The sequence below is a fragment of the Arthrobacter arabinosi genome (genome assembly GCF_054511115.1).
The window spans coordinates 332148-357221 of the sequence record NZ_JBTNDF010000001.1; the positions used below are offsets into that span (position 1 = coordinate 332148).

The window sequence follows — 25074 nt, forward strand, 5'->3', positions numbered from 1 at the left end:
CGCCGATGACCCGTGCAGGATCAAGGTTGTGCCGCTGAGGAGGCCGGTCAGCTGGTGGGCGCCTTCTCGCGGGCCCTCGTCTGCTGCCAGGTGGTCCAGGCGGTGTAGCTGCCGTCGAGTTCGACGACGTCATGGCCTGCCCGGCGGAGGGCGCTGGCGGCGACGGAGTTCCGGAGTCCGCTCTGGCAGTAGCTGACGATGGTGCCGTCGGTGGGGAGTTCGTCGAGGTGCCACATGACGCGGCCGCCGTTGAGCTGGTGGGCTCCGGGGATGTGACCTGCCGAGTGTTCGGTGCGGTTGCGGACATCCAACACCATGGCGGCGTCGAAACCCTCGAGCTCGGCGGGCTGGATCAGTGCCGGCGTGGTGGTGGGCAGTCCGTCCAGGCTGGTGACGAACCCGGCGACCTCATCGATGCCCACCCGGACCAGGTGGTCCCACAGCTCCTGGGCCTGGTCCTGACCCGAGGCGAGCAGCACCAGCGGGTTCGTGTCCGTTTCCGGGTCGATCACCCAGGCTCCGTGTGTGGCCGGTGTGGGGCGTGCGGGGATGTTGAGGGACCGCTCGACGGTTCCGGCGTGCACCTCGTCGGCCGTGCGGGTGTCGATGAACGTGACCGTGTCCGCGGCGAGGCCGGCGGCGACCTGCTCGGGGTCGAGTTCGGTCAGCGGTGCCCGTTCGCCCAGGATGGCGGGGCCGTCGCGGTTCTCGCGCTTCATCCGGCCGAAATAGGCGTGGGCGTCGGGCTGGCCGTCGAGGAGTTCGTCGATGAAGCCCCGCTCGTCGTCCGCCGCGAGGTACGGGCCCCACCAGGAGTAGAGCCGCTCGTAGCCGACGGTCGTGGACGGGATCGCACCGAGGGCCTTGCCGCAGGCGCTGCCGGCGCCGTGGGCGGGGTGGACCTGCACGTGGTCGGGCAGGGTCAGGAATTTCTCCTGCAGGCTCCGGAACAGCTGCTTCGCGCCCTCGAGCCGGGTGTCGACGCCGCCTGCTGCCTCGTCGAGGAGGTCGGGGCGGCCGAGGTCGCCGGAGAACACGAAGTCCCCCGAGAGCAGGTAGCCGGGCGTGTCGCTGAACGCGCCGTCGGTGACGAGGAAGGACAGGTGTTCAGGGGTGTGCCCGGGGGTGTGGACGGCCTGGAGGCTGATGTTGCCGACGGTGATGGTGTCTCCGTCGGAGAGGCGGGTGGCGTCGAAGGCGTACTGCCAGTCCGGTCCGCCCTCGCCGGAGACGTAGATCGCCGCGCCGGTCGCCGCGGCGAGCTCGCGGGTGCCGGAGAGGTAGTCCGCGTGGATATGGGTCTCGGTGACGGCCACGATCCTCATGTCGTTCTTCGCGGCGAGGTCCAGGTAGACCGCGATGTCGCGCCGGCCGTCGACGACGACGGCCGTCCCGTTCGCCTGGCAGCCGATCAGGTAGCCGGCCTGCGCGAGGTCCTCGTCGTAGATACGTTCGATCAGCATCTGGTGCTCTCCTTCTTCGATTCGGGAATCCGACGACCGTGAATGATCCTTCTCGATACCCCTGGGGGTATGTCCCACCTCCATCGTAATACCCCTAGGGGTATACGGCAAGACGGGCCGGATTGCGGCCGGACGGCCACCCGGCACGGGGCGGAGGGATGCGTGCCCGGACCCGGAACGGGGCGGGTCCGGACAGGCACCCGGTTCGGGGGGCTTGGTCAGGTGCGGATCAGGGTGGCGACGGCACTCAGGGTGACCCAGGCGGCCACGGCGAAGACGAGGACGGCGAACGAGACCCGGATGCGGCGATCATCGAGCCGGCGTGCGAAGCGGGCTGCCACAAGGGAGCCGAGGATGGCGGGGACCGCGAAGGCGAGGACGATCGGCCAGTCGATGGCGAACCCGGCCGCGTGGGCGCTGAAGCCGGCCGCGGAGTTGAGGGCGATGATCGCCAGGGAGGACCCGACGGCCTGCTTCATCCGCAGACCCAGGAAGAGTGTCAGGGCCGGGGTGAGGAGGAACCCGCCACCGACCCCCAGGAGTCCGGTGAGGAACCCGACCAGCAGGCCCACGGCGACGGCCTTCGGGGCACACGTGCGGAAGGATCGGCCGCGTCCGCTTCCGCAGGACCCGTCGGCTTCGGTGGCGTGGCCCAGCATCCGGATGCCGGCGATGATCATGATCGCGGCGAAGGCGAGCATCAGGACCTCCTGGTCCACCAGTCGACCCACTGCCGCCCCCGCCCATGCGGACGGGACGCCTGCGACGCCGACGAGGAGGATCACGGGCCAGTTCACACCGTCCCTGACCCGCGGGATCAGTGCGGCCAGGGAGGAGGCGCCCACGACCAGCAACGATGTGGGGATCGCTTCTGCCGGGCTCATGCCCACCCCGTACACCAGGGCGGGTACGGCGACGATGGAACCGCCCCCGCCCACCACCCCGAGTACGACCCCCACGACGAGCCCGAGGACCAGGGCGGGGATCACGCCGCGGCTACCTGGCCGGAAGGCTCTCCCGCGGAGGGGAACTGCAGGATCGCGGATTCGCGGGTGGGCTCCCGCGCTGCCCTGTTCCAGGGCATCGCCGCCAGGGCCCGGCCCATCGCGCACGTGTTCGTCGCCGCCGAGAACGTCAGGCCGGTCCCGACGGCGCCAGCCAGCATCCGGACCTTCGGCGAGACGAACCGCCCACCCGCCAGGCCGACCAGCACGAGCGACCCAGCGGTGAGGCGGACCTGCCGCTCGAGGTCCCAGCGGGCCCTGCCGCGCACCACGTCGCCGCCGGCCACTGCGAACCCGGGCACCCCGCCGGTCAGGACGTGGGCTGCGCTGATGCCGGAAGCAGCCAGGCGCTGGCGGGCCTGCTCGGCGCGGACGCCGGACTGGCACACGAGGACCACCCTGCTGCCCAGTCGGGCCGCGAGCTCGTCCGTGTGCTCCGAGAGCAACGGCAGCGGAACGTTGTAGGAGCCGCGGATATGGAGGGACTCGAACTCCGCAGCCGACCGCACATCGATCACGGCGACGTCGTCATGTTCGCTGATCCAACCGTGCAGGGTCTCAGGCGCCACCGCCGCCACCGCGGAAGGAGCAGCGGAGAGGGAGGGAGCGGCCGAAGCGGGGGACGTGACGGGGGTGGGGGTGCTCATGGGAACCTCTCGGTCGGATCGGAAGTGAATACCCCCAGGAGTATTCCGTATACCCCCCGGGGTAGTCAAAATACCCTTAGGGGTATACGCTGGGAGGAGTAACCGCGATCCTGGGAGAACACCATGCAACTCGACCCGACCGAACTGACCCCCGTCATCAACCGCCTCAAGCGCGCCCAGGGGCAGCTCACTGCGGTCACCCGGATGCTCGAGGAGGGCAGGGACTGCAAGGACGTCGTCACGCAGCTGGCTGCGGTGTCCAAGGCACTGGATCGGGCCGGATTCGCGATCATCGCCAGCGGCCTCGAGCAGTGCATCGTCCGCGAGGACACGAGCCTGGACAAGAAGGAACTCGAGAAACTGTTCCTCACTCTCGCCTAGTCGGGTCGACCGTGGGTCCCATCAGGGCCAGCCCTTCCGTCCGTGATGTCGCCGACGATGCCGAGGCTTGTCTGCGCAGGGCGCTCCCACGCCTCGGTGGCGGAGAACACGGACCGCGTCGGATCCGCCGGCCTGGGACGGTCGCTCCGGCGACCGGATCGCCTACTCGGTGCTCCCGTCGTGCACCTGCACCGGTACCTCCCGGCATCCGACGGACGGACCGGTGCCTGCCCGTCCGTTCCCCGCAGGCAGGGTCAGGCGCCGACGACGGTGAGCCATCCCGCAAGGGCGAGCAGGGTGATGAGAAGCACCGGGAGGGTGAGGACGATGCCGGTGCGGAAGTACTGGCCCCACCCGATGTGGATGCCCTTGCGGTCCAGGACGTGGAGCCACAGGAGGGTCGCGAGGCTGCCGATCGGCGTGATCTTCGGGCCGAGGTCGGATCCGATGACGTTGGCGTAGATCATGGCCTCCTGGGTCAGGCCGGTAGCACCGGCGGACCCGATCGCGAGGGATGCGATGAGGACGGTGGGCAAGTTGTTCATGAGGGACGCGAGGACCGCGACGATGACACCGACGCCCAGGGCGGTGATCAGGACGCCGTGGGAGCCGACGGCCGAGAAGATGCCGGCGAGCTCGTCGGTGAGGCCCTGGTTCCGCAGCCCGTACACGACGAGGTACATGCCGATGGAGAACAGCACGATCTGCCAGGGCGCCTCCTTCAGGATGCGTGGGACCGAGATCGGGGCGGCCGGGGCCGAGGGGCTCGCTCCTCCACCCCTCCGGAGCCGCGGGTCCCTGCTCGGACTGGAAACGCCGTCCCGTGCAGCCGCAGCGGCCGACGACGAGGCTGGGGTGCGGTGGCCGACCGCCGCGGACTCGTAATCGGGATGCGCGGCCCGATCCATGGCGTCCGTCGGTCCCGGCGCCGCGCGCTGTAGGTCCGCGGCGCCGGCGAGCACAGCGGGACGCGGGAAGAGGAAGGAGGGCCGCCGGGAGGCGACGAGCATGAGGACGACGGCACCGAGGCCCGCGACGGCGGACAGCGGGACGTGCAGGGGTTCCGCGGCGAAGTAGCCGATCAGCAGGACGCCGAGGATCACCCAGCCCGTCCTGAACGTCAGCGGATCGGCGATGGCCGACCTCGGGGTGCCGAGGACGGCGACGTCGTAGTGGCGGGGGATGGACGTGCGGAAGAACAGGAGCAGGACCACGAGGCTGGCGGCGACGGACACGAGTCCGACGGGGACCATGACGATCGCGTAGCGGGCGAAACCGATGTCGAAGAAGTCGGCGGTGACGATGTTGACGAGGTTCGAGACGACCAGGGGAAGGCTGCCGGCGTCGGCGATGAACCCGCAGGCGATGACGAACGCGAGGGAGGCCCTGGCCGGGAATTCCAGGGCGAGCAGCATCTGGATCACGATCGGGGTGAGGATCAGCGCCGCCCCGTCGTTGGCGAACACCGCGGCGATGGCTGCCCCGAGCAGCACGACGAGGGTGAACAGCAGGCGGCCGTTGCCCCGGCCCCAGCGAGCCACGTGCAGGGCGGCCCACGTGAAGAACCCGGACTCGTCGAGGATCAGCGAGATGACCACGATCGCCACGAAGGCGAAGGTCGCATTCCAGACGATGTCCCATACGACGGGGACGTCGGACAGGCTCACGACGGTGGTGAGCAGCGCGACGGCGGCCCCTCCGAGGGCGGACCAGCCGATACCGAGGCCCCTGGGCTGCCAGATGACGAGGGTCAGGGTGGCGAGGAAGATCAGGATGGCGACCACGGTCATTGCAGCAGGACTCCTTGCAGGAGGAACACACGAGAGGACAAGGGCGGGGGAGGGCAGGGGAACGAGCGGGAGAGTGGTGCGCGGCCGAGGAGCCCTACGGAGTGGTGAGGGAAGCGTGCAGGGTGGTGACGCGGGCGAGGATGTCGTCGCGGACCAGGCGCATGCGTTCGATGCCCTCGATGCCGCGCTCGCTGGGCTCGTCCGTTTCCCAGCGTTCGTAGAGGGTCCCCGGGATCTCGTCGACCTGGGCCTCGGCACCCAGGATCACGACGACGTCCGCGCGTTCCTGGTCCTCGACGCTGATGCGGCGGGGAATGTTCCGACTGATGTCCACTCCCACTTCGGCGAGCACGGCGGCGGAGAGGGCGTTGACCGCGGAGCCCGGCTTCGACCCTGCCGACGCGGTGCCCACCGCGTCGCCGGCGACCTTGTGCATGAGGCCGGCGGCCATCTGCGATTTGCCGCCGTTCTTGACACAGACGAACAGGACGGAGGGCTTGTCGGCCTTGGAACTCACCGGGGTCTCGTTTCTTCAGGTGCGGAGGCCGGGGCAGGTATCACTGCGCCTCGGTGAGGACGCCCGCGAGGAAGTTCAGGGCTCCGGGCACGAGGGAGTAGTACGCCCAGACGCCGCGCTTGTCGCGGCGAAGGATGCCTGCGTCGACGAGGATCTTCAGGTGGTGGGACACCGTCGGCTGGCCGAGGTTCAACGGCTCGGTGAGGTCGCACACGCATGCCTCGTTCTCGGGGCTCGCGGAGATGAGCGAGACCAGGCGCAGGCGGTTCGGGTCGGCGATGGCCTTGAACTGCCTGGCGAGCTCCTCGGCCCGATCCGCGCTCATCGCGGGAGTCCCCGACGGCACACAGCACCGGCCCTCGTCGGCAGTGCCGGCACGCGGCGCCGGAGCCGTCACGGTTGCCGGGATGCCCACTGTCCCGGGCTCGGAGATCGTCGTCATGCGCTCAGCATACCCTTCCATTGACAATCATCGATATGCCGCCGCATACTCGACATCGAAGCCAGTCGATCTCTGATGGGATGCCCACCCGCGAGGCGTCGGATCCGGGATCGACCCATCCCCTCCGCCTGTTACTCCGGGACGAGGCGAAGAACGAAGGATCACCATGAGCACCGAAACAGCAGCAGCGACGACAGCCGCCGGGGAGAGGAAGCCCTCGGTCCTGTTCGTCTGCGTGCACAACGCCGGCCGGTCCCAGATGGCTGCCGCGTACCTGAACCACCTGTCCGCGGGGCGCATAGAGGTCCTTTCTGCCGGCTCGCAGCCCGCAGACCGGGTCAATCCCGCAGCGGTCGAGGCCATGAAGGAGGAAGGCATCGATATCACTGCCGAGACGCCGAAGATCCTCACCACCGACGCCGTGAGGGCATCCGACGTCGTCGTGACCATGGGCTGCGGGGACGAGTGCCCGTACTTCCCCGGCAAGCGGTACGAGGACTGGGTCCTCGAGGACCCCGCAGGCAAGGGCGTCGAGTCCGTCCGGCCGATCCGCGACGAGATCAAGGGCCGTGTCCAGCAGCTCATCACCGAACTCCTGCCCCACCGCACCACTGCGTCATGACGGTGGACATCGTGTCGGACACGGCCGCCACCCGGACCGACGCGGCCCATCGATCCGTACCCCCCGACGCCCGGCGAACCGGCCTCCCCGTGGCTGTCATCGGAGCGGGCCCGATCGGCCTGTCCGCGGCCGCGAATCTCCTCGAGCATGGCCTGACCCCGATCGTGTTCGAGCAGGGTGAGGATGTCGGGGCCGCGATCCGGCAGTGGGCGCACATCCGCCTGTTCTCGCCCTGGCAGTACGACATCGACCCCGCGGCCCGACGCCTCCTCGAGCCCACCGGGTGGGTGGAGCCACGCCGGACAGCCCTGCCGTACGGGCGCGAGCTCGTGGAGGCCTACCTCCAACCCCTGGCAGCGATCCCGGCGATCGCGGAGACCCTGCACTTCAAGAGCACGGTCACCGCCGTCACCCGCCTCGGCATGGACAAGACCCGCACCAGGAACCGGGACACGACGCCGTTCCTCGTCCGCGTCACCGGTCCGGAGGGCACCACCGATCACCCCGTCCGCGCCGTCATCGACGCCTCCGGCACCTGGGGACAGCCCAACCCCGTCGGTCAGGCAGGTCTGCGGGCAGCCGGTGAGGACGCCGTCACCAGGTACCTCACCACCGCGCTGCCCGACGTCGTCGGAGCGGAACGGGAACGCTTCGCCGGGAGGACGGTCATGGTCGTCGGAGCCGGTCACTCGGCGGCGAACACCCTGATCAACCTCGGTCAGGTCGCCAGGAACGAACCCGGCACCACAATCCTCTGGGCCGTGCGTGGCAGCGGATCAGCACAGCGTCTCTACGGGGGCGGGGACCTCGACGGCCTGCCCGCCCGGGGCGCCCTCGGCAGCCGGTTGAAGTCGCTCGTCGGCGACGGCGTCGTCGAACTGGTCACGATCTTCACCATCACCCGTCTCGAGAGCACCGACGAGCGCCTCGCGGTGACGGCGTCGACACCGGACGGCCCCCGCACGATCACGGTCGACGTCCTCGTACCGGCCACCGGATTCAGGCCCGACCTCGACATGCTGCGCGAGCTGCGTCTCGACCTCGACGCCGCCGTGGAGGCCCCCCGGGCGCTCGGGCCCCTGATCGACCCGGAGTTCCACTCCTGCGGGACGGTCCCCGCCCACGGAGTGGACGTCCTGGCGCACCCGGAGAAGGACTTCTACCTCGTCGGCATGAAGTCCTACGGACGGGCACCCACGTTCCTGCTGGCCACGGGGTACGAGCAGGTCCGCTCCGTCACCGCCGCGATCGCCGGCGATACCGAGGCCGCCTCCCGGCTCCAACTCGAACTCCCCGAGACAGGTGTCTGCAGCACCGACCTCGCCGGCTCCTGCGACGCCCCTGCGGCGTCGGCCGACCTTCAGGGCGCGGCACCGACGTGCACGACCGCCTCGACTGCCGGTCCTGATGCTGCCGCCGGCGGCGGATGCTGCGGCGGGCCGGAACTCGTCACCATCGGCGTCCCCACCGGGACTGCCCACGGGTACTCCGGGGACCCGACCTACTGATCACCGACGTGCTGGTACCGGGTACCACCCTGATCGAAGGAGGCCTGGTGAACGATCCACCTGCCGCTGACGACGGCGCGCTTCTGCGTGGGCACATGCTCGATCGCATCTCGGCCGAGCTCTCCTCGGCCTTCGACGGCGTCTTCGGTCCGGAGATGGTCGACCGCCACGTCATGGAGTCCTGCACGGCCCTCCGCAGGACGGCGAGGTTCACCACGTACCCGCCGGTCATCACGCGCCGTTTCGCCCTCGATCGCCTCACCGCCCTGGCACATGCCCAGGGCAAGCAGCCCAGCGGCGTCCCGGAGGTGCTCTTCGTCTGCGTGCAGAACGCCGGACGCTCCCGGATGGCCGCGGCCCTGCTCAAGGACCTCACCCGAGGAGCCGTGAATGTGCGCTCTGCCGGGTCGATGCCTGCCGAGCACCTCGACGCGAACGTCGTGGAGGCGATGCGGGAGATCGGGCTCGATCTCGGCGAGGAGTTCCCCAAACCCCTCACGGACGACGTCGTGCGGGCAGCGGACGTCGTCATCACGATGGGGTGCGGGGACACCTGTCCCATCTACCCGGGGAAGGAGTACGAGGACTGGCAGATCTCCGATCCGGCGACCATGGACCCGGAGGGCGTGCGCACCGTCCGCGAGGTGTTGTCGACGCGCGTCCGGAACCCCGCCTCCACCCTGATCTCCGTGCCCTGACCTGCCCCGGCCGGACCGGCACCGACTGCGTCGTCCCAGGTGCGCCGGCAGTGGGGCCGGCAGCCACTGGCTACAGTGGGCCCATGACCCAGACCTCCCGGACGCCCCTCGGCGCCCCCGCTGACCCAGCCCCTTCTGCCCTGCGCGTGATCGTCACCGGCGCCAGTTCAGGGATCGGTGCCGCCACCGTCCGCGCACTCCGGCGGGACGGCTGGGACGTCGTCGCGGCTGCCCGCCGGCTCGACCGCCTGCAGGCGCTCGCGGAGGAGACCGGAGCCACGCCGATGGTGCTCGACGTCACAGATCAGGCATCCGTGGACGCCTTCACAGCCCAGGTCACGGCGTCCGGCCCGGTCCACGCGCTGGTCAACAACGCCGGAGGGGCCTTCGGGACGGAGCGGGTGGCCGAGGCCAGAACCGAGGACTGGCAGTGGATGTACGACGTGAACGTGCTCGGCTCGATGCGCATGACGCGCGCCCTGCTGCCCGCGCTCCGCACCGGCGGCCAGGGCAGCGTCCTGTTCCTGACCTCCACGGCGGCGCTCGCGCCCTACGAGGGCGGCGCCGGGTACTGCGGTGTGAAGGCGGCACAGGAGTCGATGGCCCGTTCGCTCCGGTTGGAGGAGGCCGAGAACAACGTCCGCGTCATCGAGGTATCCCCGGGCATGGTGCACACGGAGGAGTTCTCCCTCAACCGGCTCGGCGGTGACCAGGGGGCCGCCGACAAGGTCTACGAGGGCGTCGCGCACCCCCTGACGGCCGACGACGTCGCTGCCGCCGTCGCTTTCACCCTCAACGCGCCGCACCACCTGAACATCGACCACCTCGTCCTGCGCCCCCTCGCCCAGGCCGCCAACCACAAGGTCCTGCGGGGCTGACAGCCCCCGGGGCGACAGTCCGGTGAGCGGAGCGTCACTCCTGCGGAGAGGCAGAAGAGGCCGCGAGGAACTAGGGCGCGGTCAGCGGGTGGAACGTCATTCCGTTGTCGCTGGAGACCTCGACCCCCTGACCGGTCGCCACCCAGATCCGGAGAGTTCCGTCACCGGTGGGGGCTGCGGCGATCGCTGCAGGGTCGCCCTCCATGGTTCCCCGTTGTGCCCAGGTGAGTCCGGCGTCGGCGCTGGTATGGATCGTCCCGTCAGGTGTCACACCGACGGCGGAGTCGCCGGCGAAGGTCGTGAGAACCAGGAGGGGCGCGCCCGGGACCATGGTCCAGGTCGCTCCGCTGTCCTCGGACCGGTACAGGCCCTCCTCGGTGGTCGCCAGAACGCTTCCGTTGCTCGCTCCGGCCAGGTTGTACGCGGGCACGTCGTCGGCGGTGACGGTCCAGTGCTGCCCGTCGGCGCTGGTGACGATTCGCCCTTCATGGCCGATGAGCCCGGTACTGGTTGCAGCGAGGGCGTGGAAGTCGGTCTCACCCTGGCGGGAGACGGGCTCCCACGAGTGGCCGCCGTCCGTGCTGGTGATCAGGCCGACCGGGTCAGGCAGGTCGGTGCCGGGGCCGGGGTGCCCGGAGGCGTAGAGAGTTCCGTCGCTGGTGCTGGTGAATCCCATCAGGTCGATCACGGGGCCGATCTGCTGGGCGGGGGACCGGGTGACATCGAAGAGGCCGTCATGGGTGGCAAGCAGGACCCGGTGGGTGGCAGGGTCGACGCTCATCCCATGGACATGCCCTGACGGATACCCTGCCGAGGCCGCCGGAGCGGTGGGCGGGGCCTGGCTCGTGGACGTCGGGGCAGCGCAGGCGCCGAGCAGCACCGCGGCAGCGGCTGTCAGGCTCAGGCGAGCGGCACGGGACAGGGTCGAGGTCAACGGGGGATCCTTCGGACATCGATCGCGGAACGGGGTGGTCACGCCCGGGAGGAAACGCCCAGCCGGACTCTGTAATTGTCCATGGTCCCCGGCAGCGGGCGGGCGGGGTCGAGCGCCTGCCCCTCCTCCACCCGGAAGCCGTGGCCCGCCACCAGTTCCGCCAGGGCCGCGCTGGTCACGAGCAGCACCAGCTGCTTGCCCGGACAGACCACCGGTCCGTCACTGAACGGCACCAGCGGCCACCCGTCGTCCTCCCTGGTCAACCAGCGCCCGGGCGAGAAGTTGTGGGCGCTGCGCAGGGACCGCTCGTCGCGATGGAAGTACGGCGTGTACACGAGGACACCGCAGTCGGCCGGCATGAGTCCGTGCTGCCACTGCACGGGCTGTGTGGTCTGGCGCAGGATCATCGGCGTCGTGGGCCACAGGCGCAGGGACTCCAGGATGGCGGCGCGCAGGTAGGGGAGGACGCGACGGCCCGACGTGTCACCGTCGACCTCCCGGCGGGCCGAGGCCATCGCCTCCGGGTGGGTGGCGAGCACGGTCAGGGCGCGGAACGTCGCCATGCCGGCGGGGTCGAAGGCGAAGAGCCACTGCGGCACCTGGTCGGCAGGCTCGGCGCCCTCGCCCTTGGGCGCGGAGGCCATCACGGCGGCGAGGCTCCCGGCCTCGGCGTTCGCGAGTTCCTCGCCGATCCGCGCCAGGAAGCGCCGGCGGGTCCTCTTCCGCACCGGCTTCAGGAACGCCCAGTTCCCGTCCTTGCGCAGGCGGATCACCATGTCCGTCAACTCGGTCTCGTCGCGGGCGTGGTCGCCGAACACCACGCGCCGCACCACCCTGTACCACGCGTCGAGGAAGTCGTCCCAGGGCAGCGACCCGCTGCCCATCGCGTCCGTCAACAGCTGCTGCATCTCCTCCTCCACCACGGGGACGAAGCGGTCCGCGAGGTGGTGCACGGGGTGGTCCGTGTCGAGGACCTGCTCCTGCAGTGCGCGACGCACGGTCCGGAGGGGACCGCGGGTGATGAGCACGTTGGCGGGCTGGAAGTGGGAGAGCGCAGCCTTCTTCTCGTTGCTGGCCGCGGAGAACGGCTCGGGGGACTGCGCCAGGACGGTATTGGCGTCGCCCGGGGCCAGCACGATCGCCTGCCTGCGGGCCGGCAGCTTCAGCATCAGCGGACCGTCCGGGTACTTCGCGTGGATCGTCTTCACGATCCCCACCGCCCGGGTGTCCAGGTCCAGTCGCGCCGCGAGCCCCACAGCCCAGGGCCGCCGGATGATGGGGCCCTTCACGAGGGTCGGAAGGAGGACGCCCAGGAGCAGGCGGGCGGTGTCCGGCGCGGACGCGGTGGGCAGGGCATGGGGTGTCATCCTTCCACCCTCCCAAGCAGCGGGGGAGGCCACAACGCATTTCGGTGTGCGCCCCGGAGACCGTCGGCGTGCTTGACACTTTCGACAACGAATTCGGGGCCGGGATAGACTGGAAGGACAAGCGTCGACCCGGCCATCACCGGTGAGCTTCCGGAAGAAAGGCCCGCCTCCTGTGAGGCGGCCCGTAGACCCGGACGGGGAGGCCCGTCACAGCCTGGAAACGAGCGGCAGCCCCGCCCGGTGTGCCCGCGAGGAGCGGCACGGCGGACGACGGCGGCAAGTGAGGTGGTACCGCGGGTCCAGGACCTTCGCGGCCGGTCAGGCAACCGGCGGTGGATGGAATGGGTGCCCGTCCTCACGGCAGGACTCCTGCACCTTCCGACGCCGCCGTACACAGGATGAGACCCATGCCGCAGATCTACCCCAAAGCAGTGTCGCCCGACGACGACGGCGCGACCCCCGTCTCCGGCGCCGGCGCGTCCCCGCGTTTCCCCGAACTCGAGGAGCGCGTCCTCCGCTACTGGCAGCAGGACGGCACCTTCCAGGCGTCCATCGACAACCGGGAGGCCGGCGTCGACGGCTCCAACGAGTTCGTGTTCTACGACGGACCCCCGTTCGCCAACGGACTGCCGCACTACGGACACCTCCTCACCGGCTACGCCAAGGACCTCGTGGGCCGGTACCAGACCCAGCGCGGGCGCCGCGTGGAGCGTCGCTTCGGCTGGGACACGCACGGCCTGCCCGCCGAACTCGAGGCGATGAAGCAGCTCGGCATGACCGACAAGCAGCAGATCCTCGCCATGGGCATCGACAAGTTCAACGAGGCCTCCCGCGCCTCCGTCATGAAGTACGCGGGGGAGTGGCGCGACTACGTGACCCGCCAGGCGCGGTGGGTCGACTTCGACAACGACTACAAGACGCTCAACCCCGAATACATGGAGTCCGTCCTCTGGGCCTTCAAGACCCTGCACCAGAAGGGCCTCACGTACAACGGGTACCGCGTGCTGCCGTACTGCTGGAACGACGAGACGCCGCTGTCCAACCACGAGCTGCGCATGGACGAGGACGTCTACCAGGACCGCCAGGACCAGACCGTCACCGTCACGTTCCCGATCCTCGGCGGGGCCACGGAACTCGCGAAGGACCTCGCCGGTGTGCAGGCCCTCGCCTGGACCACCACGCCGTGGACGCTGCCCACCAACGCGGCGCTCGCCGTCGGGCCGGACATCAGCTACGTCGTCGTCGGCGGCGAGCGTGACGGGGAAGCCGGACGCTATCTCCTCGCCGAGGAGCTCCTCGGCAACTACGCCAAGGACCTCGGCTTCGCCGACGCCGCCGCCGCACGCGCTGCCGTCACGTCGCGCCACACCGGTACGGAGCTGGAGGGCCTCACCTACGAGCCCCTGTGGGACTACCTCGCCGATCCGGAGGAGGGCGGCTACCGCAACGCCTTCCGCATCCTCGTCGCCGACTACGTCACGACGACGGACGGCACCGGCCTCGTCCATCAGGCACCCGCCTACGGCGAGGAGGACCAGAAGGTCTGCGAGGACGCCGGCATCCAGGTGATCCTCTCCGTGGACGAGGGCGCGAAGTTCCTCCCCCTGTTCGGGAAGGGACCGCTCGCGGAGATCGTGGGCCTGCAGGTCTTCGAGGCCAACCGGCACATCACGCGCGTCCTGAGGTCCGAGGGGCGCCTCGTGCGCCAGTCCAGCTACGTGCACAGCTACCCGCACTGCTGGCGCTGCCGCAACCCGCTCATCTACCGTGCCGTCTCCTCCTGGTACGTCGAGGTGACCAAGATCCGCGACCGCATGGTGGAACTGAACCAGGACATCACCTGGATCCCGGGCAACGTCAAGGACGGCCAGTTCGGCAAGTGGCTCTCCAACGCGCGCGACTGGTCGATCAGCCGCAACCGCTTCTGGGGCAGCCCCATCCCCGTCTGGCAGTCGGACAACCCCGAGTACCCGCGCACCGACGTCTACGGCTCGCTCGCCGAACTCCAGGCGGACTTCGGACGCCTGCCCCTCAACACGCAGGGCGAGGTGGACCTCCACCGCCCCTTCATCGACGAGCTCACGCGGCCCAACCCGGACGACCCGACCGGGCAGTCCACCATGCGCCGGGTCGAGGACGTCCTGGACGTCTGGTTCGACTCAGGGTCCATGCCCTACGGGCAGGTGCACTACCCGTTCGAGAACGAGCAGTGGTTCGACACCCACAACCCGGCGGACTTCATCGTGGAGTACATCGGGCAGACCCGCGGCTGGTTCTACATGCTGCACATCCTGTCCACCGCGCTGTTCGACCGGCCGGCGTTCCGCAACGTCATCAGCCACGGCATCGTCCTGGGCTCCGACGGGCAGAAGATGTCCAAGAGCCTGCGCAACTACCCGGACGTCTCCGAGGTCTTCGACCGCGACGGCTCCGACGCCATGCGCTGGTTCCTCATGGCCTCCCCGATCCTCAGGGGCGGCAACCTCGTGGTCACGGAGCAGGGCATCCGCGACGGCGTCCGCCAGGTCATCCTGCCGCTGTGGAACGTCTGGCACTTCTTCAGCCTCTACACCAATGCAGCGAACGGCGGCGCGGGCTACGACGCCAGGACGGTGACGCCCGAGGCGGCCGCGCTCCTGAGCGAGCCGATCGACCGTTACATCCTCGCCAATACGGGGAACCTCGTCCGCGATCTCACGACGGCGCTCGACGCCTTCACGATCAGCGACGCCTGCGAATCCCTGCGCCGCTACCTCGACACCCTCACCAACTGGTACGTGCGCCGCAGCCGTCAGCGCTTCTTCGACGAGGACACCGACGCGTTCGACGTCCTCTACACGTGCCTCGAAGCCGTGTGCCGGGTCGCGGCCCCGCTGCTGCCCCTCGTCACGGAGGAGATCTGGCGGGGACTCACGGGCGGCCGGTCCGTCCATCTCACGGACTGGCCCGAGGCGACGGCGTTCCCCGCCGCCCCCGACCTCGTGGATCAGATGGACCGTACCCGCCAGGTGTGCTCCGTCGGATCCAGCCTGCGCAAGGCCGCGAATCTCCGGGTGAGGCTGCCGCTCCGCGAACTGACCATCGTCGCACCCGGTGCCGCGGATCTTGCCGGGCAGTATGCCGCGATCATCGCCGACGAGCTGAACCTCAAGGACGTCCGCCTGATCGACTCGGCCGACGCCGAACCCGCCGAGTTCGGCATCACCCAGCGGCTCGTGGTCAACGCCCGCGCGGCGGGACCGCGCCTGGGCAAGAACGTCCAGGCCGTGATCAAGGCATCGAAGTCGGGCGACTGGCAGGTCGGCGACGACGGCGGCGTCACCGCCGGCGGCCTCGCCCTCGAGCCGCACGAGTACACGCTCGACACCGTGGTGGAGGGCAACGACGCCGCGTCGAAGGCCGTGACCGTCCTGCCGGGCGGCGGGTTCCTCGTCCTGGACACCGAGGTGACGGCTGAGCTCGCAGCGGAAGGCACGGCCCGCGACGCCATCCGTGCCATCCAGCAGGCGCGCCGCGACGCCGACCTCGACATCAGCGACCGCATCCGGACCACCGTCGGCGTCGCCTCCGAGCAGGTCGGGGCGCTCGAGGCGAACGCCGAGCTGATCCGGGCCGAGACGCTGACCCTCGAGCTGCGCATCGAGGCCGTCCCTGGCGGGGGCTCCGATTTCACCATCACCGTCGAGAAGCAGGAGCAGCAGCATGGATGACATGGTCGGCACGGACGGCGGCGACGGCACCGGAAGCGGTGCCGGACTCGACGCCTTCTCGGTCGAGAGCGTGTACGCCGAGCTCCTCAGCCGTGCCCCGGAGAACAGGATGGAGCCGCGCATGGCGCCGCTCCACCGGGCGATGGAGATCCTCGGCGAGCCCAACAGGGCGTTCCCGATCATCCACATCACGGGCACCAACGGGAAGACCTCGACCGCACGGATGATCGAGAGCATCCTGCTGGCGCACGACCTGCGCACCGGGCGCTTCACCAGCCCGCACCTCTCGCGGGTCACGGAGCGCATCAGCATCGACGGGGAGCCCGTCCGGGACGAGACGTTCGTCAGGGTCTGGGACGAGATCAAGCCCTACCTCGACATCGTCGACGGCGAACTCCTCGTCTCCGGGGAGCCACGGCTGACCTACTTCGAGTGCGTCACGATCCTCGCGTTCGCGATCTTCGCGGACGAGCCGATCGACGTCGGCGTGATCGAGGTGGGGCTCGGCGGGATCACCGACGCCACGAACGTGGGCGACGGACAGGTGGCTGTCGTCACGCCGATCTCCCTCGACCACACGGAGCTGCTGGGTGACACCGTCGAGGACATCGCCCTCGAGAAGGCCGGCATCATCAAGCCCGGGAGCGTCCTCATCAGCGCGATCCAGCCCCGCGACGCCGCGCAGGTCCTCCTCGAGCGGGCCCGCGAGGTCGGGGCGGAATTCCGCTTCGAAGGCGTCGAGTTCGGCGTCGAGTCCCGCACGGTCGCCGTCGGCGGGCAGGTGGTGTCCATCACGGGGCTCGCCGGCCGCTACGGCGAACTGCTGGTCCCGCTGCACGGCGAGCACCAGGCCGAGAACGCGGCCGTCGCCGTCGCCGCCGTCGAGGCGTTCCTCGGGGGCGGTGAGCGCGAGCTGGAGACCGAACTCGTGCGCAACGGACTGAGGGCCGTCACCTCGCCCGGTCGCCTCGAGGTGGTCCGGACCGCGCCGAGCATCATCGTGGACGCGGCCCACAACCCGGCCGGGGCGCGCGCCGCGGCCAGGGGTGTCAACGAGGCGTTCGACTTCAGCCGTCTCGTCCTCGTCATCGGGGTCCTCGAGGACAAGGACGCCGCCGGTATCCTGGCGGAGCTCCACGAGGAGCTGGGCGGCATCCTCGAGGACGTCTGCCTGACGCAGTCGACGTCGCCCCGTTCCGTTCCCGCCGCCGACCTGCTGCAGGCAGCCCTCTCGGCGGGGTTCGCGGAGGAGAACATCACCATCCTCCCGGGCCTCGACGACGCCCTCGAGTGGGCGGTCATGAAGGCCGAGGAGAACAACGACCTCGCCGGGGGCGTCCTCGTGACCGGGTCCATCACCGTGGTCGGGGAAACCCGCACCCTCCTGGGGAAGTAGGCCGGCGTATGGCACGACGCATGACCAGGGCGCAGCGCGAGTGGCGGCCCGGGATGCCGAAGAAGCGGCGCTCCACGAAGGTCCTGTTCGCTTCGACGATCCTCGTCCTCGAGGCGTTCGTGGTGTTCTTCGCGACGCTCGCGGTCTTCGGCCTGCGCCGCGACGAGATCTCCCCGGCCCTCATCCTGACCTCCGGTCTCCTCCTCAGCGTGGTGCTGGTGCTCACCTGCGCCGTCCTGACGAAGAAGTGGGGCATCGCCCTCGGCTGGATCCTCCAGCTCGTCCTCATCGCCGGGGGCTTCCTCGAACCCGTCATGTTCGCCGTCGGCCTCGCGTTCGCCCTGACCTGGCTCTACGGGATTCGCCAGGGGACGCGCGTGGACCGCGAGAACGTGGAGCGGGACCGCCTGCAGGCCGAGTGGGAGAAGGCGAACCCCGACGAGCAGGGCCTTTAGTAGAGTCGAACCCGGAACCAGTTGTCCCATCCGCGCCGTCCGCGACGGCGCATGCACCCCCAGGAGACCCCATGAGCGTTGAGCGCACCCTCGTCCTCGTCAAGCCCGACGGCGTATCCCGCGGCCTGACGGGCACCATCCTGTCCCGTATCGAGGCGAAGGGCTACACCATCGCCGAACTGAAGCGCGTGCACGCCACCCGTGACCTGCTCGAGGCGCACTATGCCGAGCATGTGGGCAAGCCGTTCTACGAGCCGCTCGTCGAGTTCATGCTGAGCGGCGCGATCGTCGCCGCCGTCTTCGAGGGCGAGCGCGTCATCGAGGGGTTCCGCTCCCTCGCCGGAACCACGGACCCGACGACGGCGGCCCCCGGCACGATCCGTGGCGACTTCGGCCGCGACTGGGGCCTGAAGGTCCAGCAGAACCTCGTGCACGGCTCCGACTCCGCTGAGTCCGCCGAGCGGGAGATCGGGATCTGGTTCGCCTGATCGCACCAGCAGTTGCCCCGGGTCGAGTGCCCGGGGCAACTGCTTTGGTAGGTTAGGGCCATGATGACCTATCGCAGACTGGGTTCCTCGGGACTCAGCGTTTCCACCGTCGGGCTCGGCTGCAACAACCTGGGCCGGGCCGGCACCACCTCCGAGTCACAGGAGGGCACCGACGCCGTCGTCCACGCGGCGATCGACGCCGGGATCACCCTGTTCGACGTCGCCGACATGTACGGCAGGGCGCCCGGCGTCAGCGAGGTGCAGCTGGGCAAGGCCCTCGGCTCCCGGCGCGACGACGTCGTCCTGGCCACGAAGTTCGGCCTCGACATGGAGGGCGTCAACGGGCCCGACTGGGGCGCCCGTGGCTCCCGCCGCTACATCATCCGGGCGGTCGAGGCCTCGCTCCGGCGCCTCGGCACCGAGTGGATCGACCTGTACCAGTACCACGCCCCTGACCCGCAGACGCCGATCGAGGAGACCCTCGCGGCCCTCGACGACCTCGTCACCAGCGGGAAGGTCCGCTACGTCGGGCACTCCAATTTCGCCGGCTGGCAGATCGCCGAGGCCGAGTTCACGGCCCGCAGCGGCGGGTACACGCCCTTCATCTCCGCGCAGAACCCCTACAGCCTGCTGGACCGCCGCCTCGAACGGGAGGTGGTCCCCGCCGTCGAGGCCTACGGCTTGGGTGTCCTGCCGTACTTCCCCCTCGCCAACGGACTGCTCACGGGCAAGTATCGCCGGGACGAAACCCCTGCCGGCAGCAGGCTCACCCACTCACGCAGGAACGTGCTGGAGACCGCCGACTGGGACCAGCTCGAAGCCTTCAGCGCGTTCGCGGCCGAGCGGGATCTCACCGAGGTCCAGGTTGCCTTCTCCTGGCTCGCGGCCCAGCCGGCGGTCGGGTCCGTGATCGCCGGCGCCACGTCCCCCGAGCAGGTGCGGCAGAACGCGGCAGCGGCCGAGTGGACGCCGTCGGACGATGACCTCGCGGAACTCGACGGGATCTTCCCGCGACCGGCGGCCTGAGCTGGACCGACCCGGGGATCGGTGCTGTCTGTGCGGCTACGCCTGCCGTTGCTCCGAAGCCGGGACCCCGACGCCGCTCGGGCATGGAACGCGTCCACGGCGATCGACAGGATGATCCCGTCCTCAGCGAGGGCGATGGGAGGCATGCAGCACCACTGCAGGAAGCAGGACGCCGCCCGGCGCCGCTCGGGACCACTCGTCGAGTAGGGGGCCCATCTGGTTCGGTCGCCTCAATTACTGGTGATCTCTTCCCTCGGCGTCGAATGCGGGCGACCTCGAAATGTCGGTGGCGGCGGGGAGAATTCAGTATGGACAGCAGCAGGGATGTTCCGCTCGAAATGACCGTTACCGGTGGTGTTTCGCGGCGGGGCGGAGGTCCGTCCCCGGCTGTCTCGACTGACTCCGTGCAGGTTCTGATGAGCGCGGTGGCATCCCATCTGGAGGGGCCCGGGAGCGCTGAACTGATCGTGCAGCTGCGGGGTCTCATCGAGCCGACCACCCTGTCCGGCGCCGCTGTACGGCAGGTTACCGTGCCGTCTGATGCAGCCTCGTCTGCCACCATCTCCTCGGTCCCTGCCTCGTCTGGTGCCGTCGCCATCGACGGCGTCGCACCGGGTGCTGTACCGGCTGGTTTCGTGCGCGTTGGGTGTGTGCGGGATCTGATCGGTGCGATGGCTTCCATCCCGCCTAGTGCCGGTGGCGCCGAGTCCATCGACGAGATCAGGGATTGTGAGGAGCTGAAGTCCTTGATCGCCGGCCGGCAGGCCCGGGCCGCGGTGGCCTTCGACCTGTCCGAGCGCCGGGCCCAGGCGGCGGCCGGTGTCCCGGTGGCGGAGCTGGGGAAGGGGGTAGCCGCGCAGATCGCCCTGGCCCGGCGGGAGTCCCCGGCGCGGGGTGGGCGCCTGCTGGGGTTGGCGCGGGCTCTGGTGACGGAGATGCCGCACACCAGGGCGGCCCTCGAGGCGGGGTCGCTGAACGAGTGGCGGGCGACCCTGCTGGTCCGGGAGACGGCGTGCCTGTCCGCTGCGGATCGGTGCGCGGTCGATGAGGAGTTGGCCGCCGATACGGGCACCTTCGCTGGGGCCGGGGACCGGCAGATCGTCGCCGCGGTCCGGGCGGCGGCGTACCGGCGGGACCCCCGCTCGGTGACCCAGCGGGCCAGCCACGCCGCGAACGACCGGCATGTGAGCCTGCGGCCGGCTCCGGACACCATGACGTATCTGACGGCCCTGCTGCCGGTGGCCGAGGGGGTGGCGGTGCACGCGGAGCTGACCCGGCACGCCGATGCCGAACGCGCCACAGGGGATCAGCGCAGCCGGGGCCAGTTGATGGCGGACGCCCTGGTGGAGCGGACCACGGGCACCCCGGGCGGGTTCTCCCGGGTCGAGGTGCAGCTGATCATGACCGACCGCACCCTCTTCCAGGGCGACAGCGAACCGGCCCGGCTCCCCGGCTACGGGATCGTCCCCGCCGGCTGGGCACGAGATCTTCTCACCAGCCGGAAGCCTTCGGGCCGGGCAGCCGACAAGCCCATCGGGCAGGCGAGTGGGCAGGCGTTCCAGCGCGCATCAGGGCCGGGCACTGCGAAACCTGTCGGGCACGCCGCCGGCTCCGTAGCAGGGAACACGCCCGATTCCGCATCCGGCCGTGACGTCGAGGTATGGCTCCGCCGCCTGTACACCGCCCCCGGGAGTGGGGACCTCATCGCGGCCGACTCCAGAGCGAGACTCTTCACGGCCGGACAGCGCCGGTTCATCGAGGCCCGGGACCATCTGTGCCGGACCCCGTACTGTGATGCCCCGATCCGCCACTACGACCACATCGTCCCCTGGCACTCCGACGGGCCCACGAACCTCTCCAACGGTGCCGGGCTCTGCGAAGCGTGCAACCACATCAAGGAACTCCCCGGCTGGGAAGCAACAGCGCCTCCCAGTCCTGGTCCCGGAGCCCGACACACCATCGGGATCAGTACACCCACCGGCCACACCTACCACTCCACGGCGCCACCTCTGCCTGGGAGCGGGCAGAGCGAACGCGGGCAGAACGATCTCAGACAGAGCGAACGCGAGCAGCGAACCTGCGGACACCCTCGCCCGCCCAGGCACCCAGACCGTCCACCAGGAAATCACGTCGCACCAACTCCCCGCTACTCCCGGCGGGTCGACCTGGTCTTCGCCTGATGCACCACGCAGATCGGCGGTCGGGGTAGCCCGTCGACCTCGGGATCCCCATTCCGCCCGCCGTCCGGTCTCGGACGCCCGCAGTCCACAGAAGCGCGGACGCGACGACACGAGGACACAACGAGCACAGGGAGGGCCCCGATCGATGGATCGGGGCCTCTCCTGTCCGTCAGGCGCTGTCTCAGCCCTGGTGGAATCGCTTCCCGTTCACGCGCTCGGACGCCCCGACGCGGTCCAGGTACGGGGTGATGCCGCCCAGGTGCATGGGCCAGCCGGCGCCCATGATCATGCACAGGTCGATGTCCTCCGGGGCCGCCACGACGCCCTCGTCGAGCATGCGCCCGATCTCGTCCGCCAGGGCGTCCTGCGTGCGGTGCAGGACCTCGTCGGAGGACGACGGGCTGTCCCCGCGGTCCATCAACGCCAGCGTCTGCTCGGGGACCAGGAAGGAACCGTCCTCCTGCTTCTCCCACAGGCCCTTCACCCCGGCGTCGATCAGCTTCTGCTGGTTCGCCGAGACGTGGAAGCGGTCACCGAACGCGGTGTGCAGCGACTCCTGCACGTGCTGCCCGACGGGCAGGCCCACCAGGGCGAGCAACCGGAACGGGGTCATGGGCAGGCCCATGGGTCGGAGGGCGTTATCCGCAGTCTCGGCATCCGTCCCCTCGTCGAAGACCGCGGTGATCTCGCCGAACATCCGGCCGAGGATCCGGTTCACCACGAACGCCGGCGCGTCCTGCACGAGGACGGCGTTCTTCTTCAAGCCCTTCGCGAGGACGAAGGCGGTGGAGAGCACGGTGTCGTCGGTCTTCGGTGCGCGGACGACCTCGAGCAGCGGCATGGCCGCCACGGGGTTGAAGAAGTGGAACCCGACCACGCGTTCCGGGTGCACCAGGTCCGCGGCCATCTCGGCCACGGACAGGGAGGACGTGTTGGTCGCCAGGATGCACTCGGGCGAGACGACAGCCTCCACCTCCGCGAACACCTGCTTCTTGACCGACAGCTCTTCGAAGACGGCCTCGATCACGAAGTCGGCGTCCGCGAAGACGTCCTTGGACACGGAGCCGGAGACGAGCGCCTTCGTGCGGTTCGCGGCGTCCTGCGACAGGCGCTTCCGCCCGAGCATCTTGTCGACCTCGGCGTGGACGTACGCCACACCCTTGTCCACCCGCGCCTGGTCGATGTCCGTCAGGACCACCGGCACCTTGAGCTGCCGGGCGAACAGGAGGGCGAGCTGGCTCGCCATGAGACCGGCACCGACGACGCCGATCTTCGTGACCGGGCGGGCGAGTTTCCTGTCGGGCGCCCCTGCGGGTCGCTTCCCGCGCTTCTGCACGAGGTCCAGGAAAGCATAGACCGTGGCATGGAACTCGGGCGTCTGCATGAGTTCGGCCAGCGCCGTGCACTCGGCCGCTGCCGATTCCTTCTGCGAAGAGGCCAGGCCTCCCTCGAGGAGGTCGAGCACGCGTGCCGGAGCCGGTGCGGCGTTGCTCGTCTTCGCCTCGACGAACCGTCGACCGGCGGCGACGGCACCGGTCCAGGCGTCGTCGTCGTACCGGGCGAGTCCCGCACGGCGCTGCTCGACGGCGGCCGCGGCCTTGCCGCCGTTGATCACCCCGGCCGCCCAGAGCAGGGACTGCTCGATGTAGTCTGCGGGCTCGAAGAGGGCGTCCGCGATGCCGAGCTCATAGGCGGCCCTGCCGTCGAGGCTCCGGTTGTTGCTGAGCGGGTTCTCGATCATGACCTTCACCGCGTTGGCGGGGCCGATCAGGCGGGGCAGGCGGTAGACGCCGCCCCAGCCCGGGACGAGCCCGATGAAGGCCTCGGGCAGGCCGATGCCGTTGGCGCCCGAGGACACCGTGCGGTAGTTCGCGGCCAGGGCGATCTCCAGGCCGCCGCCGAGGGCGACGCCGTTGATGAACGCGAAGCTCGGCACTCCCATGTCGGCAAGGAGGTCGTACGCCTCGTGCCCGAGCTCCGCCATGAGGCGGCCGAGGTGTTCGGACCGAACGCTCTTGACGGTGCTGAGGTCGGCGCCCGCGACGAGGAAGTAGGGCTTCCCGGTCACGGCGACGGCGGAGATCTCCCCGCGCGCCGCGCGGTCCTTCAGGCCTTCGAGCGTGCGGCCGAACTCGATCAGCGTATTGGGCCCGAGGGTCGTGGGCTTCGAGTGGTCGAGGCCGTTGTCGAGGGTGATGAGCGCGAGAACCCCGGCACCCTCGGGGAGTGTGACGTCCTGGACGTAGGAGTGGGTGACGATCTCGGTGGGAACCAGCGCGGCCAGTTCGTCGTAGCGGTCGAAGCTCATGCTGCATCCTGTCCGTAGTGCTCGTGGTGAGGGTTCTCCCAGATGACGGTGGCGCCCATGCCGAGGCCGATGCACATGGTGGTCATCCCGTAGCGAACCGCAGGGTCCTCCTCGAACTGGCGGGCGAGCTGGTTCATGAGGCGGACACCGGAGGAGGCGAGCGGGTGCCCGACGGCGATGGCGCCGCCGTAGCGGTTCACGCGCGGGTCGTCGTCATCGATCCCGAAGTGGTCGAGGAAGCTCAGCACCTGGACGGCGAAGGCCTCGTTGATCTCGAAGAGCCCGATGTCGCCGATGTCCAGACCTGCCTGGCGCAGGGCCTTCTCCGTGGCGGGCACGGGCCCGATGCCCATGACCTCCGGTTCGACGCCGGCGAAGGCGTAGGCGACCAGGCGCATGCGGACCGGGAGCCCCAGTTCCGCGGCGGCGTCCGCCGACGCGAGGAGGGCCGCGGTGGCGCCGTCGTTCAGTCCCGCGGCATTGCCTGCGGTCACGCGGCCGTGGGCCCGGAACGGGGTGCGCAGCGCCGCGAGGTCCTCGACGGTGGTGCCGGGGCGCGGGGGTTCGTCGACGCTGTTCAGGGTCCAGCCCGCGCCGGGCTTCTTCCCGGCGACCGGGACGAGACCCGGCTGGATGCGCCCTTCCTCGTAGGCCGCCGCGAGCTTCTGCTGGCTGCGCACGGCGTAGGCGTCGGCGCGGTCCTTCGTGATGGCGGGGAAGCGGTCGTGCAGGTTCTCCGCGGTGTTGCCCATGTTCAGGGCCGCGGGGTCGACGATGCGCTCGGACTGGAACCGCGGATTGGGATCAGCGCCGGCACCCATCGGATGGTTGCCCATGTGCTCGACGCCGCCGGCGATGACGACGTCGTACGCGCCGAAGGCGATCCCGGACGCCGTGGTGGTCACGGCGGTCATGGCGCCGGCGCACATGCGGTCGATCGCGAAGCCCGGAACGGTGCGCGGGAGCCCCGCCAGGAGGGCGGCTGTACGGCCGATCGTGAGGCCCTGGTCGCCGGTCTGGGTGGTGGCGGCGATGGCGACGTCGTCGATGCGCTCGGGCGGCAAGGAGGGGTTGCGGCGCAGCAGGTCGCGGATGCACTTCACGACGAGGTCGTCGGCGCGCATCCCGGCGTAGATGCCCTTGTCACCCGCCTTGCCGAAGGGGGTCCGTACTCCGTCGACGAAGACGACGTCGCGGACGGCGCGTGATGCGCGCGACGTCCGGCCTGTGGGTGTGGTCCCGGTTTCTAGGCTCACCTGG

At 69.9% G+C, this 25074-nt stretch carries 21 protein-coding genes; 11 read left to right on the forward strand and 10 right to left on the reverse strand.

Translation table 11 applies throughout. From position 1 onward, the window contains the following. Positions 1-47 precede the first annotated feature (47 nt). From ACX80P_RS01610 to ACX80P_RS01620, 3 genes are all read right to left on the reverse strand, one after another. Positions 48-1463, reverse strand: a complete 1416-nt coding sequence (locus ACX80P_RS01610) for an MBL fold metallo-hydrolase (protein WP_459276273.1) — start codon at positions 1461-1463, stop codon at positions 48-50. A gap of 218 nt (positions 1464-1681) precedes the next feature. Further along, on the reverse strand, positions 1682-2452 hold the full coding sequence (locus ACX80P_RS01615; protein ID WP_459276274.1) for a sulfite exporter TauE/SafE family protein: 771 nt from the start codon (positions 2450-2452) through the stop codon (positions 1682-1684). After that, positions 2449-3114: a rhodanese-like domain-containing protein gene (locus ACX80P_RS01620; protein WP_459276275.1), complete on the reverse strand. Its 666-nt coding sequence runs from the start codon at positions 3112-3114 to the stop codon at positions 2449-2451. The genes ACX80P_RS01615 and ACX80P_RS01620 overlap by 4 nt, the downstream gene beginning before the upstream one ends. A 123-nt stretch (positions 3115-3237) precedes the next feature. On the opposite strand from ACX80P_RS01620, the gene ACX80P_RS01625 reads away from it, so the two are divergent. After that, the gene (locus tag ACX80P_RS01625; RefSeq protein WP_459276276.1) at positions 3238-3495 is read left to right on the forward strand and encodes a metal-sensitive transcriptional regulator; all 258 of its coding nucleotides are present in this window, start codon (positions 3238-3240) and stop codon (positions 3493-3495) included. Positions 3496-3749: 254 nt separating this feature from the next. On the opposite strand, the gene ACX80P_RS01630 is transcribed toward ACX80P_RS01625, so the two are convergent. From ACX80P_RS01630 to ACX80P_RS01640, 3 genes are all read right to left on the reverse strand, one after another. Beyond that, positions 3750-5285, reverse strand: a complete 1536-nt coding sequence (locus ACX80P_RS01630; protein WP_459276277.1) for an arsenic transporter — start codon at positions 5283-5285, stop codon at positions 3750-3752. Positions 5286-5379: 94 nt separating this feature from the next. Continuing rightward, entirely contained in the window at positions 5380-5802 is a 423-nt protein-coding gene (locus tag ACX80P_RS01635; protein ID WP_459276278.1) for an arsenate-mycothiol transferase ArsC, read from the reverse strand. Between the two features lie 40 nt (positions 5803-5842). Continuing rightward, on the reverse strand, positions 5843-6244 hold the full coding sequence (locus tag ACX80P_RS01640; protein ID WP_459276279.1) for an ArsR/SmtB family transcription factor: 402 nt from the start codon (positions 6242-6244) through the stop codon (positions 5843-5845). A gap of 166 nt (positions 6245-6410) precedes the next feature. Between ACX80P_RS01640 and ACX80P_RS01645 the strand changes: the two genes are divergently transcribed. The 4 genes from ACX80P_RS01645 to ACX80P_RS01660 all read left to right on the forward strand — a co-directional run bounded on the left by ACX80P_RS01645 (position 6411) and on the right by ACX80P_RS01660 (position 9950). Further along, complete coding sequence (locus ACX80P_RS01645) at positions 6411-6866, forward strand: arsenate reductase ArsC (protein ID WP_459276280.1); 456 nt, start codon at positions 6411-6413, stop codon at positions 6864-6866. After that, complete coding sequence (locus ACX80P_RS01650) at positions 6863-8374, forward strand: NAD(P)-binding protein (RefSeq protein WP_459276281.1); 1512 nt, start codon at positions 6863-6865, stop codon at positions 8372-8374. Before ACX80P_RS01645 ends, ACX80P_RS01650 begins: the two co-directional genes overlap by 4 nt. A gap of 47 nt (positions 8375-8421) precedes the next feature. Continuing rightward, positions 8422-9072, forward strand: a complete 651-nt coding sequence (locus tag ACX80P_RS01655) for an arsenate-mycothiol transferase ArsC (RefSeq protein WP_459276282.1) — start codon at positions 8422-8424, stop codon at positions 9070-9072. Positions 9073-9155: 83 nt separating this feature from the next. Next, positions 9156-9950 (forward strand): SDR family oxidoreductase, encoded by a 795-nt coding sequence (locus ACX80P_RS01660; protein ID WP_459276283.1) that lies wholly within the window; start codon positions 9156-9158, stop codon positions 9948-9950. Positions 9951-10020: 70 nt separating this feature from the next. Here ACX80P_RS01660 and ACX80P_RS01665 read toward each other — a convergent pair whose 3' ends face one another. After that, a complete protein-coding gene (locus ACX80P_RS01665; protein ID WP_459276284.1) occupies positions 10021-10884 on the reverse strand; it encodes a F510_1955 family glycosylhydrolase in 864 nt (287 codons plus the stop codon). 38 nt (positions 10885-10922) lie between these two features. Next, on the reverse strand, positions 10923-12251 hold the full coding sequence (locus ACX80P_RS01670; protein WP_459276285.1) for a cytochrome P450: 1329 nt from the start codon (positions 12249-12251) through the stop codon (positions 10923-10925). A gap of 407 nt (positions 12252-12658) precedes the next feature. Between ACX80P_RS01670 and ileS the strand changes: the two genes are divergently transcribed. From ileS to ACX80P_RS01700, 6 genes are all read left to right on the forward strand, one after another. Beyond that, positions 12659-15961 (forward strand): isoleucine--tRNA ligase, encoded by a 3303-nt coding sequence (gene ileS / locus ACX80P_RS01675; protein ID WP_459276287.1) that lies wholly within the window; start codon positions 12659-12661, stop codon positions 15959-15961. Next, positions 15954-17357: a bifunctional folylpolyglutamate synthase/dihydrofolate synthase gene (locus ACX80P_RS01680; protein WP_459276288.1), complete on the forward strand. Its 1404-nt coding sequence runs from the start codon at positions 15954-15956 to the stop codon at positions 17355-17357. Before ileS ends, ACX80P_RS01680 begins: the two co-directional genes overlap by 8 nt. Positions 17358-17377: 20 nt before the next feature. Further along, the gene (locus ACX80P_RS01685; protein ID WP_459276289.1) at positions 17378-17812 is read left to right on the forward strand and encodes a DUF4233 domain-containing protein; all 435 of its coding nucleotides are present in this window, start codon (positions 17378-17380) and stop codon (positions 17810-17812) included. A gap of 71 nt (positions 17813-17883) precedes the next feature. Then, positions 17884-18300: a nucleoside-diphosphate kinase gene (gene ndk / locus ACX80P_RS01690; protein ID WP_459276290.1), complete on the forward strand. Its 417-nt coding sequence runs from the start codon at positions 17884-17886 to the stop codon at positions 18298-18300. Between the two features lie 60 nt (positions 18301-18360). Then, positions 18361-19326, forward strand: a complete 966-nt coding sequence (locus tag ACX80P_RS01695) for an aldo/keto reductase (RefSeq protein ID WP_459276291.1) — start codon at positions 18361-18363, stop codon at positions 19324-19326. A 671-nt stretch (positions 19327-19997) separates the two neighbouring features. After that, positions 19998-21506, forward strand: coding sequence for an HNH endonuclease (locus ACX80P_RS01700; protein WP_459276780.1), 1509 nt, complete (start codon positions 19998-20000; stop codon positions 21504-21506). A gap of 181 nt (positions 21507-21687) precedes the next feature. Here ACX80P_RS01700 and ACX80P_RS01705 read toward each other — a convergent pair whose 3' ends face one another. Next, the gene (locus tag ACX80P_RS01705; protein WP_459276292.1) at positions 21688-23814 is read right to left on the reverse strand and encodes a 3-hydroxyacyl-CoA dehydrogenase NAD-binding domain-containing protein; all 2127 of its coding nucleotides are present in this window, start codon (positions 23812-23814) and stop codon (positions 21688-21690) included. Continuing rightward, positions 23811-25070 carry a thiolase family protein gene (locus tag ACX80P_RS01710; protein WP_459276293.1) on the reverse strand — a complete coding sequence of 420 codons (1260 nt, stop codon included), beginning with the start codon at positions 25068-25070 and terminating at the stop codon, positions 23811-23813. Before ACX80P_RS01710 ends, ACX80P_RS01705 begins: the two co-directional genes overlap by 4 nt. Between the last annotated feature and the right edge of the window lie 4 nt (positions 25071-25074).